Annotated in this window: 8 protein-coding genes; 6 read left to right on the forward strand and 2 right to left on the reverse strand. The window is 41.5% G+C overall.

Annotation, left to right across the window (positions count from 1 at the left end; translation table 11 throughout):
* The first annotated feature begins 132 nt into the window (after positions 1-132).
* Complete coding sequence (locus tag I8748_RS20035) at positions 133-1506, forward strand: DUF2330 domain-containing protein (RefSeq protein WP_198126319.1); 1374 nt, start codon at positions 133-135, stop codon at positions 1504-1506.
* A 219-nt stretch (positions 1507-1725) separates the two neighbouring features.
* Positions 1726-2376 (forward strand): sigma-70 family RNA polymerase sigma factor, encoded by a 651-nt coding sequence (locus I8748_RS20040; protein WP_198126320.1) that lies wholly within the window; start codon positions 1726-1728, stop codon positions 2374-2376.
* A 188-nt stretch (positions 2377-2564) separates the two neighbouring features.
* Here I8748_RS20040 and I8748_RS20045 read toward each other — a convergent pair whose 3' ends face one another.
* Entirely contained in the window at positions 2565-4190 is a 1626-nt protein-coding gene (locus I8748_RS20045) for a cyclic peptide export ABC transporter (protein ID WP_198126321.1), read from the reverse strand.
* Between the two features lie 144 nt (positions 4191-4334).
* Here I8748_RS20045 and hpnI point away from each other — a divergent pair, with 144 nt between their 5' ends.
* Complete coding sequence (gene hpnI / locus I8748_RS20050; RefSeq protein ID WP_198126344.1) at positions 4335-5483, forward strand: bacteriohopanetetrol glucosamine biosynthesis glycosyltransferase HpnI; 1149 nt, start codon at positions 4335-4337, stop codon at positions 5481-5483.
* 522 nt (positions 5484-6005) lie between these two features.
* Positions 6006-7805 carry a ShlB/FhaC/HecB family hemolysin secretion/activation protein gene (locus I8748_RS20055; RefSeq protein WP_198126322.1) on the forward strand — a complete coding sequence of 600 codons (1800 nt, stop codon included), beginning with the start codon at positions 6006-6008 and terminating at the stop codon, positions 7803-7805.
* Positions 7806-8484: 679 nt separating this feature from the next.
* Here the strand turns inward: I8748_RS20055 and I8748_RS20060 are convergent.
* Positions 8485-8781, reverse strand: coding sequence for a hypothetical protein (locus I8748_RS20060; RefSeq protein WP_404800336.1), 297 nt, complete (start codon positions 8779-8781; stop codon positions 8485-8487).
* A gap of 470 nt (positions 8782-9251) precedes the next feature.
* Here I8748_RS20060 and I8748_RS20065 point away from each other — a divergent pair, with 470 nt between their 5' ends.
* Both I8748_RS20065 and I8748_RS20070 read left to right on the forward strand, forming a co-directional pair.
* Complete coding sequence (locus I8748_RS20065; protein ID WP_198126324.1) at positions 9252-11669, forward strand: two-partner secretion domain-containing protein; 2418 nt, start codon at positions 9252-9254, stop codon at positions 11667-11669.
* A gap of 298 nt (positions 11670-11967) precedes the next feature.
* The gene (locus I8748_RS20070) at positions 11968-14889 is read left to right on the forward strand and encodes a CHAT domain-containing protein (RefSeq protein WP_198126325.1); all 2922 of its coding nucleotides are present in this window, start codon (positions 11968-11970) and stop codon (positions 14887-14889) included.
* Positions 14890-14960 lie beyond the last annotated feature (71 nt).

Consider the following 14960-nt stretch of genomic DNA (forward strand, 5'->3'; position numbering starts at 1 on the left):
GGATGAGGGGGATGAGGGGGATGAGGGAGATAGGAGAAATAATTCTGCACTCCTAACAACTAACAACTAACAACTAACAACTAACCACTGACAACTGACCACTAACTTCTCAATATTTTAAAGAGGTATAAAATGAACCGTTTTAAATTGATAATTCCATTATTAGTAGCATTGTTAGTTGTGCTGTGCTTTGCGCCGACAGCTTGGGCATTTTGTGGATTTTATGTTGCCAAAGCTGATGCTAAATTATACAACAAAGCTTCTCAGGTGGTGATTGCACGAGATAGCGATCGCACTGTCTTAACATTGGCAAACGACTTTCAGGGAGAAGTGAAAGATTTTGCAATGGTAGTACCTGTACCTACGGTGCTGCAAAAAGAACAAGTCCGCATTGCCCAACCCAAGATTATCGAACGTTTGGATGCTTTTAGTGCGCCGCGATTAGTCGAGTATTTTGACTCTGATCCTTGTGCTGAGACCGATTGGGTAGACCGACCATTAGCTGCAACTGCACCAGCAGTCAGCAATGAAGCAGCCAGGGCGAGACGCGATGCTAGCTTGGGTGTGACGGTTGAAGCCCGTTTTAACGTTGGCGAATACAATATTGTAATTCTCAGTGCTAAAGAATCTGGTGGGCTGGAAACTTGGCTCAACCGCAATGGCTACAAAATCCCTAGAGGGGCTAAACAGTTACTTAAGCCCTACATCCGCTCCTCCATGAAATTCTTTGTTGCCAAAGTCAACCTAGATAAATTTGAGGAATCTGGCTATCAGTTTCTCCGTCCATTGCAAATTTTCTACCAGTCACCCAAGTTCATGCTGCCAATTCGTTTAGGCATGATCAACGCGACAACAGAGCAGGATTTGATTGTATATATCCTATCGCCCCAAGGACAAGCAGAAATCACCAACTACCGGACTGTAAAAATCCCATCAAACGCTAACATTCCCTTGTTTGTCAAAGATGAATTTAGCGACTTTTACAAGTCTATGTTCCAAACTTCTTACATCAGAGAAGATAGGAAAGTTGCTTTTTTAGAGTATGCATGGGACATGAGTAGTTGCGATCCCTGTTCTGCCGAACCTTTGAGTCAAGAAGAACTCAAGCAAGCAGGCGTGTTTTGGCTGGATAATAATCCTACCAGTGATGCGCCAGTACCCCCTGGCTTTCGCCGTCGCTTTCCCACTAGTAATGTCTTCATTACGCGATTGCATATCCGCTATACCCGTGACAAATTCCCTGAAGACCCCATATTTCAACAAACCTCCAACCGCGAGTCTTTCCAAGGGCGTTACATTTTGCAACATCCTTTTACAGGTGAACTTAAGTGTCAAGCAGGCAGAGAATACAAGCGGTCTTTGCCCAAACGTTTTGAACAAGAAGCCCAAACCCTTGCTAGGCTAACCAGCTGGAATATCCAAAACATTCGCAAAAAAATGCAGTTGAGTGTGGGTAATTTGACTAACTCCTGGTGGGAAAATTTCTTTTCCTGGCTGGGATTATAAAAAGTTGGGAGTTAGCGGTCAGTTGTCAGTTGTTAAGAGTGAAGAATTATTTCCTTCATTTCCCCTGCTCCCCTGCTCCCCATCCCTGTACTACTATGGATAGATTTTTTGTGATAGTAGAATAAAAAAAACAAATACTATCACGACACAGGGTAATTCTCTAAAAGATTTTTATACGCAATACTATAGTATTCTTGCTTTCTTCGCCAAGAGTTTGACATGGTTGAATTCGATGAACAGCTGCGCCGCTTAGTTACCCAAGCCTGTGGACATCCACCTGGAAGCCCTCAGCGTCAGAAGCTGCTCACGCAAATAATACGCTTGACTTCCAGTAAACTTTGGAAGGAAAGTACGCCTTACTATCAAGATGCACTGCAACAAACTTGGTTATATTTCTGCCGTAACGTTTGTGAAGGTTTGACAGGTCAAACCTATGATCCTGCTTATGGCAGTGTGATCACTTGGTTAAATGCTTACCTCAAACGCAGATTACAAGACTTTTACCTCAACCAGTACAAAGAACAAGCTACAACAGTTCCGATTAAGGTTCGTCAGTCTGGGTCGGGCGGAAACAGTAAAATAATTGACCCTGTGGATAACCTACCAGCTACTCCCCAAGTTCCTCCTATTCTGGAAAACTTGGAGATATGGGTTAAGGCAGACTCAGATGGAGAACTACGTAGCACTCACATTAAAGGGCATCCAAAAGTGAATTGTCAGGTATTAATTCTCAAACGCCTACCCCCGGAAGTTAGCTGGAAAGAACTGTCTGAGGAATTTGGGCTACCAATTCCCACATTAAGCAGTTTTTATCAGCGTCAATGCTTACCACGCTTGCGTAAATTTGCTGAATCTGAGGGCATGTTATGATACTATAATTTTCACAATCTCTATACCTATAGCCGCTAACTACAGGCAACTACTAAGCAAGTGATGATTTTAGCTGTTTAACAGCCTATTTTTGAGTCAGTTTAGCGATCGCTCATCTATTGTATTGAATGGCGATCGCTTTTTCATGTCAGTTCGACGGGCACTAAATTGATATCATGTTATTTTGATCACTGGTATTGCTTGTCATACTCCACTTTGCCATAGTCTAGTTTGACTATTCGGTCTGCGAGATGAAAATAGCGATCGTCGTGGCTAATGACTAGCACTGTTTTGCCCCGCTTTTTCAATTCTGGCAGCAACTGAGTATAGAATATTTCTTTAAAAACTGGGTCTTGGTCGGCTGCCCATTCGTCAAACAGATAAATTGGTCGGTCTTCTAAGTATGCTGTTAGCAAAGCTAGCCGTTTACGCTGTCCTTGAGAAAGAGCAGTAGTGGAAAGTTGACCATTTTCAACTTTGACTTTATGCTCTAACTGGAGTTGCTTGAGATATTTTTGGGCTTGAGCATCCAAGCTAGTATTTTCTAAACCCACAAGTTCTTCAAATAAATAAAAGTCAGAGAAAACGACCGAAAAATGCTGACGATACCATTCTCTATTTTGTTCACTAATTAACTCTTCATCCAACAAAATTTGACCATTTTCAGGAATGTAAAGTCCAGTAATCAGTTTAGCTAAGGTAGATTTACCGCTACCATTACCGCCAACAATGAATACTATTTCTTGAGGAAAAATAATTAAATCTATGGGGCCAAGGATAAAGCTGTTGTCTTCTTGATCTGTGTAATAAACGTGAGTTACACCCTGAAGTTTTAAGCTGTGCCAATCAGAGTTCAAACTAGGCACAACAGTTGCTACTTCAGCCCGACTGGCTAAAGATAAACCAAGGGATTCTATCTTTTGTAAAGCAATATTCGCTTTAATAATTTGAGGAAGGTTGTTGACAATATTATCCATCGGCAACATCAAATAGGTAAAAGTCAGGATGTAGCCAGACAGAGTTTGAGGAGTGATGGTAATTAATTTAGGCAGTGCAAACAGTAAAAAACCGATCGCGAAAAAAAATAAGAGTTTGCCCCAACTAGTAGTTGTGGCGAACAAAGTCAAACCATCAACATTATGACGCCGGAATCTGACAGCTGTAGATTGCAGATTTTCTGTCAAGAAAAATTGACGGCGTTGATAGTTAAGCTTGAGTTCCTTGACGCCTTCGGTGATGGTGCGAAAATGCTTAAACAGTACATCTTGATCATCACGCGCCAGGGCTAGCAATTTTTCACCTCTGTTCAAAAGCCACTGACAACTGCCTATTGCTACCACTATCAAACAGCAAACTAGCAGCAGTACTAACCAAGATAGCCAAGTGATATACACCAAACAACCCAACACTATGGCCAAATCAATACAGAGGAAAGGGATTAGATACACTGCATTAGCTACTGCTTGCACATCTTCTGTCAAAGTTGCCAACAGTCGAGAATTACCTAAGTTTTCGAGATGACTTAACTCAGAAGCAAGTATTTGCTGACTCAAGCCCATGCGTAATTGCAAAATGGCATTCTGAGATAGGCGAATCAGCATCACTTGCGAAATGATGCTGGTAATGAGTGCGATGACAACTAACCCCAAAAAACCCCAAGCTATGGATGTCAAGGATGAAGTATTGCTAAGAGTTGCAGCACTACTGATCAAAGCGATTAATCCAGCGCTACTACCACCACTGAGGAATCCTGTAACGATCGCGATCGCCACCATTTCCCAAGAAGAACGTATCAACCAACGTAAAATCAGCACTTTTAGTCTCTATACCCCCGACAATGCCCGTCTTATGCTCAAAAGCTCATTTACTATATATCTATTGGGGTACGTTGGGCTAATGCCGTAGCATACCCTACTAATACTTTATTGACTAAACAGTCCAATAACTTGTTCTTTAAGATGGCGATCGCAAATCTGTTGCTGTTAATTTTATGTTTATCGGCTGTATTGTTTTACTGCTATGGGATTTATGCAGCGATCGCTTTTTTGCGTCACCCTATTGCTACAGATCCCGAATTTCATCCACCTGTTACCATCCTCAAGCCAATTTGTGGATTGGAAAATGATGCTTACAGCAACCTCGCCTCATTTTGCCAGCAAGATTATCCAGTGTACCAGATTATTTTTGCAGTGCGCGATCGCCAAGACCCTAGCATAGAAGTGGTCAAAAAAATCATCCAGCAGTTTGCCAATGTGGATATTCAGCTGGTTGTGAGCGATCGCCTGATCGGGGCAAACTTAAAGGTGAGTAATTTAGCCAATGCCGTAATTGTAGCTAAACATGAAATCTTACTCATAGCTGATAGTGATATTCATGTTGATCAAGATTATCTACAAACAGTCATTCCACCTCTCAAAGATGAAACTGTTGGTGTTGTCACTTGCTTATATCGTTCTTCAGCCCAAGGATGGGTAACTACTTTAGAAGCAATCAAAACTGCTACTGATTTCCATGCAGGTGTTTTAGTCAGCAATCAATTAGAAGGTATAAAATTTGCTTTTGGTTCCACAATAGTCATCCGCAAAGCAGCCCTAGAAACCATTGGCGGATTCAAAGCTGTGGCTGATTTTTTAGCAGATGACTTTCAACTCGGTTACTTACCAAGCCAAGCAGGTTACAAAGTTGTCCTCTCTGACTATGTAGTTACACATAACCTTGGTACCAGCACCCTAACTGATGCCATTCGACGACAAATTCGTTGGGCGCGTTGCATCCGCGTTTCTCGTCCTTGGGGATATCTGGCATTAATTTTTACTTATGGAACAGTTACAAGCTTGCTGTTATTAATAGCTACAAAAGGTACAATATTAGGCTGGACTGTGCTGATTATCACTTGGTTCATGCGCTTAGTGATGGGTTGGGTAGTTGGAGTCAAAATTCTCCATGACCCAATTGCCAAAAGATTTTTCTGGATTATCCCATTCAGTGATTATATCAACTTTGCCATTTGGTGCTGTGGCTTCCTGGGTAAAACAATAGAGTGGCGGGGACAGCGGCTCTTATTAACCAAAGGCGGTAAACTAATAGCGATCGCAAATTCTAACTAGCCATCATAAAACTTAAAAACTCTCTGCGACTCTGCGCGACGCCACTTGCTTCAAGTCGGGGAACCCGCCCAACGCAGTGGCTCCTCTGCGTGAAATTTAATTACAAATAGGCAGCATAAGAGCATAGTAGCCTAGTTAACTATTAACTTTTACAAAAATTATCAACTAATAGATAGATGAAATAACTATCACAATGTAAGCAAATTATAGGTCTAATACAGAGTTGCATTCAAATGAAGGGAATATAATTTTTAAATTTCCCATTTCTAGAACACCAATTCAGTAATCCTGGAAGAACCTCTCCCCCTACCCCTCTCCTACGAGGAGAGGGGAGTTTAGCCCCCCCTTCCCTTGAAGAGAAGGGGGCTGGGGGGTTAGGTTTTTGATTACTGAATCGATACTTTAGATGCTATTTCTGAAGCAACTTAGTATAAACAATAGATTGGTACTGTGCCTAACAATTTTGCATAACTGTTATTGAGTCAAAAAAAGCCAGCTTAATATTATTAGCTTTTCTACGCGATGAAAAATCAGAATAGGAAAGAATTTCAGATATTTTGGCAAAATATATGCTTGTTTGGTACAGTTGCAATAGCGATCGCTAGCAGTGCTACTACATCTATTGCTAGTCCGACTACAAATTGGCAAGTCAACACAGAAAAGACTTCCCCCATCTCTGATGATGAACGCAACTCTGTATTAACTCAAATTCCTTCGCCAGTTAGACCAACAATCCCCCAACCACCCACAATTCCCACCCCGGGCCCTGCTGAAGACTTGCTGCAAACGCCTCCCCCAAGTCCGTCTGCACCGCAACAACTCCCGGAAATTCCCCAGACAATCGTCATTAAGAAGTTTGAATTTATCGGCAATACTGCCTTTAGCAATAAAGAATTAGCTAAAGCAACTGAGCAATTTATCGGTAAGCCCATTACCTTTGCACAACTACTACAAGCAGAAGCAATTATTAGCCAATTGTATATCAAAGCTGGTTATATCAATTCTGGTGCAGTGATTCCAGCCGAGCAAAGTTTGCCTCCAAATCAGGCTGTTGTCAAAGTGCAAATTGTGGAGGGTGGCTTAGAAAAGATTCAGGTGACAGGTACAAGTCGGTTAGATCCAGGATACATCAAAAGTCGGTTAGCGATCGCCACCCGCAAACCTTTAAATCGCGATCGCTTGCTGCAAGCTTTGCAATTATTACAACTCAACCCTTTAATTGAAAATATTTCTGCTGAACTATCAGCGGGGACAAGTCCAGAGTTAAGCCTTTTGAAAGTCACTGTCAAAGAGGCTAATTCGTTAAGTGACGAATTTTTTGTAGATAATGGCCGCGCCCCCAGTGTCGGTAGCATTCGCCGGGGATACCGATTGAGTGAAGGTAATTTACTCGGTTTTGGGGATCAACTCAGGGGAACTTACACTAATACCGATGGTAGTAATTCCTACGACATTAGCTACACTATCCCCATTAATCCCCGCAATGGTACATTGCAAATAGCGTATGGTGCAAGCAACACTGAGGTAGTTGAACCACCTTTTGATCGTCTTGATATCCTGGGTGATTCCCAATCTTTAGAATTAACTTTACGTCAGCCGTTATTGCAAACTCCAAAAGAAGAATTTGTACTAGGTTTAACCTTCTCGCACCAAGAAAGCAAAACTTCTCTATTGGGATTAGGCTTTCCCATTTCTCTAGGCGCTGATGATAATGGCAGTACTCGCATTTCTGCATTACGATTTTTTCAAGAATTTACCAATCGCAATCCCAAAGAAGTATTTGCCCTACGTTCACAATTCAATTTAGGCATAGGTGCATTTAATGCCACAATTCATGAAGAATTTCCCGACAGTCGCTTTTTTTACTGGCGGGGACAAGGACAGTATGTTAGACTTTTAGCCCCAGAAACATTGCTGGTGGTACGTTCAGATTTGCAATTTACAACACGCCCACTTGTACCTTTAGAGCAATTTACCATTGGAGGCTTAGGGAGTGTGCGGGGTTATCGGCAAGATTTGCTACTTACTGATAACGGCGCTTTTTTATCTGCTCAAGTGCAATTACCCATTGTCAGAGTACCCGAAGTCAAAGGAGTATTGCACCTCATTCCCTTTGTTGACTTTGGTGTAGGTTGGAATAGTTCCGCAGATTATGATCTGAATTCTGGCACCTTGTTGTCAACAGGTTTAGGCTTGCAGTGGCAAATGTCCGACTGGCTAAATATGCGCCTTGACTGGGGAGTGCCATTAATTAGTGTTGATGGAGGCAGTTCATTACAAGAAAATGGATTGTCGTTTTCTGTGAATATTAACTCGTTTTAAGAGGATGTTTTAAAAGTCGAAAATTATACTAATAACCCCTCTCCAAACCTCTCCCCAAAAGGTCGATAGGCTTTGAAACCCCCATTCCCTTGTAGGGAACTCGGGGCCCCCATGAAATTCGGGCTAAACCCGAATTTCATGGGGATTAGGGTCAGGGGGGCTAGGGGGGTTAGGTTTTTAAAACTCATTACTGATGTATGATACCATGTCCGGTAAATTAGTTATGATTCCCACAATTATTGCACCCCACCCCTAACCCCTCCCCGTTCACGGGGAGGGGAAACAAAGTGTAGCTTTGGTGGGGTGGGGTTCTTAGGGTTTAATAAGTAATAAGCGCGGACATGATATAAAATATTTTTACCCCAAAACAAAAGCAGTTTTAACAAAAAACGCGACAGAAGTAAGATCAAGGGTGACGGAACTAAGATCAAGGGTGACGGAACTAAGATCAAAGGCGACGGAAGTAAGATCAAGGGTGACGGAAATAATATCAAGGGCGACGGAAGTAAGATCAAGGGTGACGGAAGTAATATCAAGGGCGATTTAAGTAACGTGAGTTTGATGAACCTCTCCCTAACTCCTCTTTGACGCCAACAGGGGCAGAAATTAATATTATTTTTCCCGCCACCTTCTTAAAAAACCCCCCGTTTTCTTTTAAGGAACGGGGGTTTTAAAGTTATTAAACTAAAATCTGGCGAATTAGAATACTCATCACTTCATCACCGTTTCCAGTTGATAATAGTTGACTCCAGTCTCCAACATTTGCATAGCCAATAATGTGCAAATAGTGGATTGTCCCAGTCACAGCTTTAGGAGAACCTATTAATAAATGCTTAATCGGTTCTCTAGTAGGCAATAGTTTTGCAAAAGATTGTCCAGGAGTGACTATATCTGAGTCTTCCTTTGGTATAAAACCTTCAAAATCTCCTTTGGGGGAGTTTTGAGCATCTTCAAACCTTTGTTCTTGTGTCATGATAATGTTGGCTCCTATTTAGGGGTTTAAAGAAGGGCGATCGCTCCCGTGCTAAGGTAGCGCGATCGCCTTTCTTGTACATTTGACTGTACATTTATAATATATAGTATAAATTTATACTTTGCAATCCCTAATTGCAAAAATTTTTTGTTCTTTTTTTATTCTTTAGTCATAAACTTTTCAAACAAACTCTAGAAAAAACAACAGTTAGAGATTAATCTCTATCAAAAGAAACAGAAGTGGGATGAGACTAAGGAATGATGGTGGAGATATAGATATTACTTACTGTACATATTAGGTTTTCAATCTTTTGATTAGAGATGTAGTCAATCAGAATTATTGACTATGAATATTTGGCTGAGTGTATGTTTTGGCTAAACAAATTAACTTTCGCGTATCAGCATCAATCAGCCTTATATGAAATAATTGCAATTTCATCGCCCTCCTAAGTAATAGCCCAGAGGTTGAAGAGTATGCAAGGACTGAGGCGATCGCTTTTTTTCATCACCTTACCCCTAGTCACATTGGAGTGTCTTGCATCTCTAGACACCGCCAAAGGGCAGATAATTCCTGATAATAGTCTCGGTGCTGAAAAGTCAGTAGTCAACTCCAATGCCAACATTGATCAAATTGATGGCGGTGCGCGTCGGGGGGCGAACCTTTTTCATAGTTTTCAGGAATTCAATGTTGGTCAACAAGGAAAAGCCTATTTTACCAATCCGGCTGGAATCGAAAACATTCTCAGTCGAGTTACAGGTAAAAATCCTAGCAATATTTTTGGCATTCTTGGTGTTTCCGGCAACGCCAACTTATTTTTTATAAATCCTAATGGCATTGTCTTTGGGCCGGATGCGCGTCTAGATATGCACGGTTCATTTTTAGCCAGTACAGCCAACAGTTTATTGTTTGATGGTGGGTTAGAGTTTAGCGCCAGCAACCCACAAGCACCTTCCATGTTGACGGTTAATATTCCCATTGGCTTGCAGTTTCGGAAAAATCCAGGAAAGATCACTAATCAGTCTGTCGCTGATGATCTGGGACTTCAGGTAGATCCAGGGAAAACTTTATCTATTGTAGGTGGGGATATTAGTTTAGATGGGGGAAGATTTACCGCAGCAGGAGGGCAAGTTGCTTTAGGAAGTTTAGCGGGAACAGGAACGGTTGGATTGAATAGTGATGCTAGCTTGAGTTTTCCTGATAGTGTGACGCGAGGGAATGTATCACTCACCAATGGCGCTCAACTATCTACCAGCACTTATGCCCAAGGCAATGCCGGCAGTATCAAGATTAAGGCTAGGTCACTGACGATGAATGATCAGGCATCCTTGACTACCAGTACCTTTGCAACACAAGATACCACTGGACAACCTAGCAGTGGTGGAACGATATTATTACAAGTTGATGATGCGATCAAACTGGATAACAGTGATATCCAAAACAATTTGGAAAGCGGTGGGGTGGGCAAAGGTGGTGAAATTAAAATTAAGACTGGGTTGCTTTCTTTACTCAATGGCTCTCAAATTCAAACTTTAGTTCGTGGAGCATATGAGAACCAACCTGCCGGCAAAGGTAATGCTGGCAACATCAACATTCAAGCCAATGATGTCATCTTGGAGGGTGTCTCAAACACAAACTTAGCACCAACAAAAGAAATATTCCCCAGTAGTATTCGCAGTGAAGTACAGTCTAATGCCCAAGGCAATGCCGGCAGTATCAAGATTAAGGCTAGGTCACTAACGATGAATGATCAGGCATCCTTGACTACCAGTACCTTTGCAACACAAGATACCACTGGACAACCAAGCCGTGCAGGCATGATTTCATTGCAGGCTGATGATGGAATCAAGCTAGGAAATAGCAGTTATATCTTCAACAATGTAGAAAGTGGAGCAGTAGGACAGGGTGGTGAAGTTAAGATCAAAACTGGTTCACTGTTGTTGCTTAATGGTTCTCAAATTCAAACCATAGTTCGTGGAGCATACGAGAACCAACTCGCTGGAAAAGGTAATGCTGGCAACATAACCATTCATGCCAATAAAGACGTTATATTTGATGGTTTTTCTAATACAGACTTAGCAGGAAGACAAGACATTTTCTTTAGTGGAATTACCAGTGACGTGGAGTCTGGTGTCAAAGGCAATGCTGGCAATATAGAAATCACAACACCTAAAGATATTCGTCTAGATAACAAGGCATCTATTAGAGCTAACACTTCTGGGGGTAAAGGCAACATTACTCTGCATCCCCGTGACTTAATCTTGCGCCGCAACAGCAACATCACTACCAACGCCGAAGGCGCGGCAACTGGTGGTAACATTACCATTAACACTGACAATCTAGTAGCCCTGGAAGATAGCGACATCACAGCCAATGCTGAAGAAAGCTATGGGGGAAAAGTAAGAATCACTGCCAAACGTATATTTAAGAGTCAAGATAGTGACATCACTGCCTCTTCTGAACTGGGGCCAGAATTCAGTGGAGAAGTAAAACTCAACCTTGCAAATGTTGACCCCAGTCATGGGTTAGTTGAATTGCCAAAGAATGTTGTTGATCCCACCGAACAAATTGCCCAAAATCCCTGTCAACGGGGTGTAGGCAGTAAATTTACCATCACTGGACGCGGTGGCTTACCACCTAGCCCCAATGAAGCAACTAGCGGTGATGCTGTGCGAGTCGATTTAGTGGAACCTGCACCTGGGGGAAGTAGGGGAGCAGAGGAGCAGGGGAGCAGGGGTGCAGGGGAGAAAATTGAGTCTACAGTCACTAAACCAATTGTGCCTGCTCAAGGATGGATTCTTAACAAAAAGGGTGAGGTGATACTCACAGCCTACGATCCTACAGGCACAGGTTCGCAACGTCCTGTTAATTCAGATATTTGTCCAGTGCCTTGAACTAATTCGTAATTCGTAATTCGTAATTCGTAATTGAGAAAATGAGATTTCCTTTGGGTTTTTAGGTTTGCTTCTGTATTGGGGTGACATGAATTAATTCGTAATTCGTAATTCGTAATTCGTAATTGAGAAAATGAGATTTCCTTTGGGTTTTTAGGTTTGCTTCTGTATTGGGGTGACAGAGAAGAGTGACGGAAATATCAGCTTTTTTAAGCCTCTCCCCGTTGCGGGGAGAGGTTTGGAGAGGGATCAACACAATCAGTATTCTTTTAGAAAATATTGACAAGGAAGGCAGAATATGAGTTTTAAACTGTCTCGCCTAGTTCACAGATTGCAGAATCTAGTCAAAAGACTATACGCTAACCGATCGCCTAAACTCAACAAACAGCGATCGCTCATCCTAATAATACTGTTATTTGTCCTCTCTTTAACCGTTCCCCTGGTTGCTCACCAAGTCTTGGCATCAACTCCCATTGTTCAAACTCAGCAATCTCCCTTACAACTGGTAGAACAAGGTAAAAAACTCTATAGTACGGGACAGTTTGAGCAGGCGGCTTTGGTTTGGCGACAAACGGCTGAAGCTTTTGCTGCTCAAGGTGATCAACTCAATCAAGCAATGGCTTTGAGTAATCTTTGCCTAACTCAGCAGCAACTAGGGAAGTGGGATGAAGCAAAACAAGCGATCGCAACTAGTCTTAAACTCATAGATACACAAGAAAAAACACCAGCGCAACGCCGCATCCAGGCGCAAACATTCGACATTCAAGGACAACTAGAATTAGCTATTGGGCAATCACAAGCAGCTCTCAAAACTTGGCAACAGTCTGCTGATATATACAAAAATATCAATGATCAACACGGAATCCTCCAAAGTCAGATTAACCAAGCTCAAGCAATGGAAGAATTGGGGCTTTACCCTAGAGCTTGTGAGACATTACTAGATGCTTTAGAACTTGAGCATCAAGGTTGTATAATCTCGCAAAAACAACTCCAAACCATCAATGCCAAACCGCCAGTAGCCAGCAATATCGCCTCTTTACAAGTCTTGGCATTACGTTGTCTTGGTGATGTTATGCGAGTAATTGGCTACAGCGAACAATCACAATTAGTTTTGGCAGAAAGTTTAAAATTAGCACAACAATTGGATGATGCTCAAAACCTGGCGGCTGGCTACCTCAGTTTAGGTAATACAGCGTTTGCTTTGGCTAATAAAAAAGCCCAAACAGAACCGGAATCACAGCAAATTACATTTGCACCGTCTACAAATTGTATGGTAGAAGCAAAAACTGTTGACGAACTCTACCAAAAAGCAGCAGCTTGCTATGGCCAAGCTGAATTATCCACCGATGCAAACACCAGCACCAAAGCACAACTGAATTTACTCAGTCTCCTCATTCAAACTCGACAATGGTCTGATTTTCCTACCTTACTGCCTAAAATCCAATCCCAGCTTGATAAATTGCCTATTAGTCATAAAACTATTTACAATCAAATCAATTTGGCGCAAAATCTGATATGTCTGCAATCAGCAGTCAATCCAGAACCATCAAAACTGCGATCGCCTTTACTTCAGCAATGTGGTGTAACCCCGGAAAAATCAACTAAAACTAATAGCAATACTTTACAACCTACATTAATTCCTACTTGGAAAGATATTGCAAAAATCGTCACCACTGCTCATAATCAAGCTCAAGTTTTGCAAGACAAACAAGCACAAGCCTACGCTTTGGGTTATTTAGGCGGAGTTTACCAAGAAATTGGAGAAATACCAAATGCTCAAAGGTTCACTCAACAAGCCTTGCAACTGATTTCATCTTTTGATGCACCATATATTGCTTATCGTTGGCAATGGCAATTAGGACGAATACAACAAATTCAAAAAAACCAACAAGCAGCCATCGGCGCTTACACAGCAGCTTTTGAAACTCTCAAGTCACTGCGTAAAGACTTGACTCAAAGTAATCCTGATGTGCAATATACTTTTCGAGACAGCGTAGCACCAGTTTATCGGGAATTCGTCGATTTACTTTTGCAAGCTAATAACTCTAACCAAACCAATCTTAAACAAGCTCGTGATGCAATTGAAGCACTTCAATTAGCTGAACTGGATGATTACTTTCGAGACGCTTGTATTCAAGCCAAACCACAACAGGTTGATCAAGTAGTAGATAAAGCCACTCCAGCCGCCGCAGTTTTGTATGCAATTGTTTTGCCAGAACGTTTAGAATTAGTCCTGAAATTGTCAGGACAAAAAAACTTAGAACACTACACAACAAAAATATCCCAAGCACAACTTGAAAGTAATTTAAACGAACTAATCAACCGCCTCAATGATAAAACACGCTTTCCTAATGAAATACAGGAATTATCCCAAAAAATATACGATTGGTTAATTTTACCAGCACAAAATAAGCTTGCTGAAAGCAAAGTCAAAACTTTAGTATTTGTACTAGATGGATTGTTAAGAAATATTCCTATGTCAGTTCTGTATGATCGTGCAAATCAGGAATATTTAGTACAAAAATATGCCTTAGTTATCACGCCTGGTTTACAACTGATAAATCCTCGACCTTTGGCAAGAGTACCATTAAATGCCATAGTTGCTGGCATAAGTAAGGAGCGTACTATAGCCGAAGAAAACCAAAAATTCCATAATCTTAGTTTTGTACCTAATGAGTTGGCAAATATTCAAAAGGAAGTGCCAAATAATGAGAAATTACTGGACGAAATATTTAGCCAAGAGCAACTGAAAAAGGATTTAGCAACTGCAAAATATACTATTGTTCACTTAGCAACTCATGGAGAGTTTAACTCTGACCCCGAAAAAACTTTTATTGTAGCTTGGGATCACTTGATTAAAATCAAAGATTTAGATAACTTATTACGTTCAAGTGTCACAAATCAACCAATTTCTATTGAGCTACTTGTTCTTAGTGCCTGTAAAACAGCCACAGGAGATAGTCGAGCCACTTTAGGACTAGCTGGCGTTGCTGTGCGAGCAGGAGCAAGGAGTACATTAGCAAGTTTGTGGTCAGTTAATGATGAATCTACATCTGAATTAATGGGTGAATTTTATCGTCAGTTAGTTCATGCTAATGGCAAGAAAAATGTCAGTAAAGCTGAGGCTCTCCAGCAAGCTCAGTTAGCTTTATTAAATAATAAAAAATGGGAACGCCCTTATTACTGGGCGCCCTTTGTTTTAGTAGGAAATTGGCTTTAACTTTACGTGAGTTCGATAAACCTCTTTCCCCCCAACCCCACTATCGTGGGGGCCCCTAAGCCCCCCGGCCT

This window comes from Amazonocrinis nigriterrae CENA67, from assembly GCF_016056305.1.
GTDB classification, from domain to species: Bacteria; Cyanobacteriota; Cyanobacteriia; order Cyanobacteriales; family Nostocaceae; genus Amazonocrinis; species Amazonocrinis nigriterrae.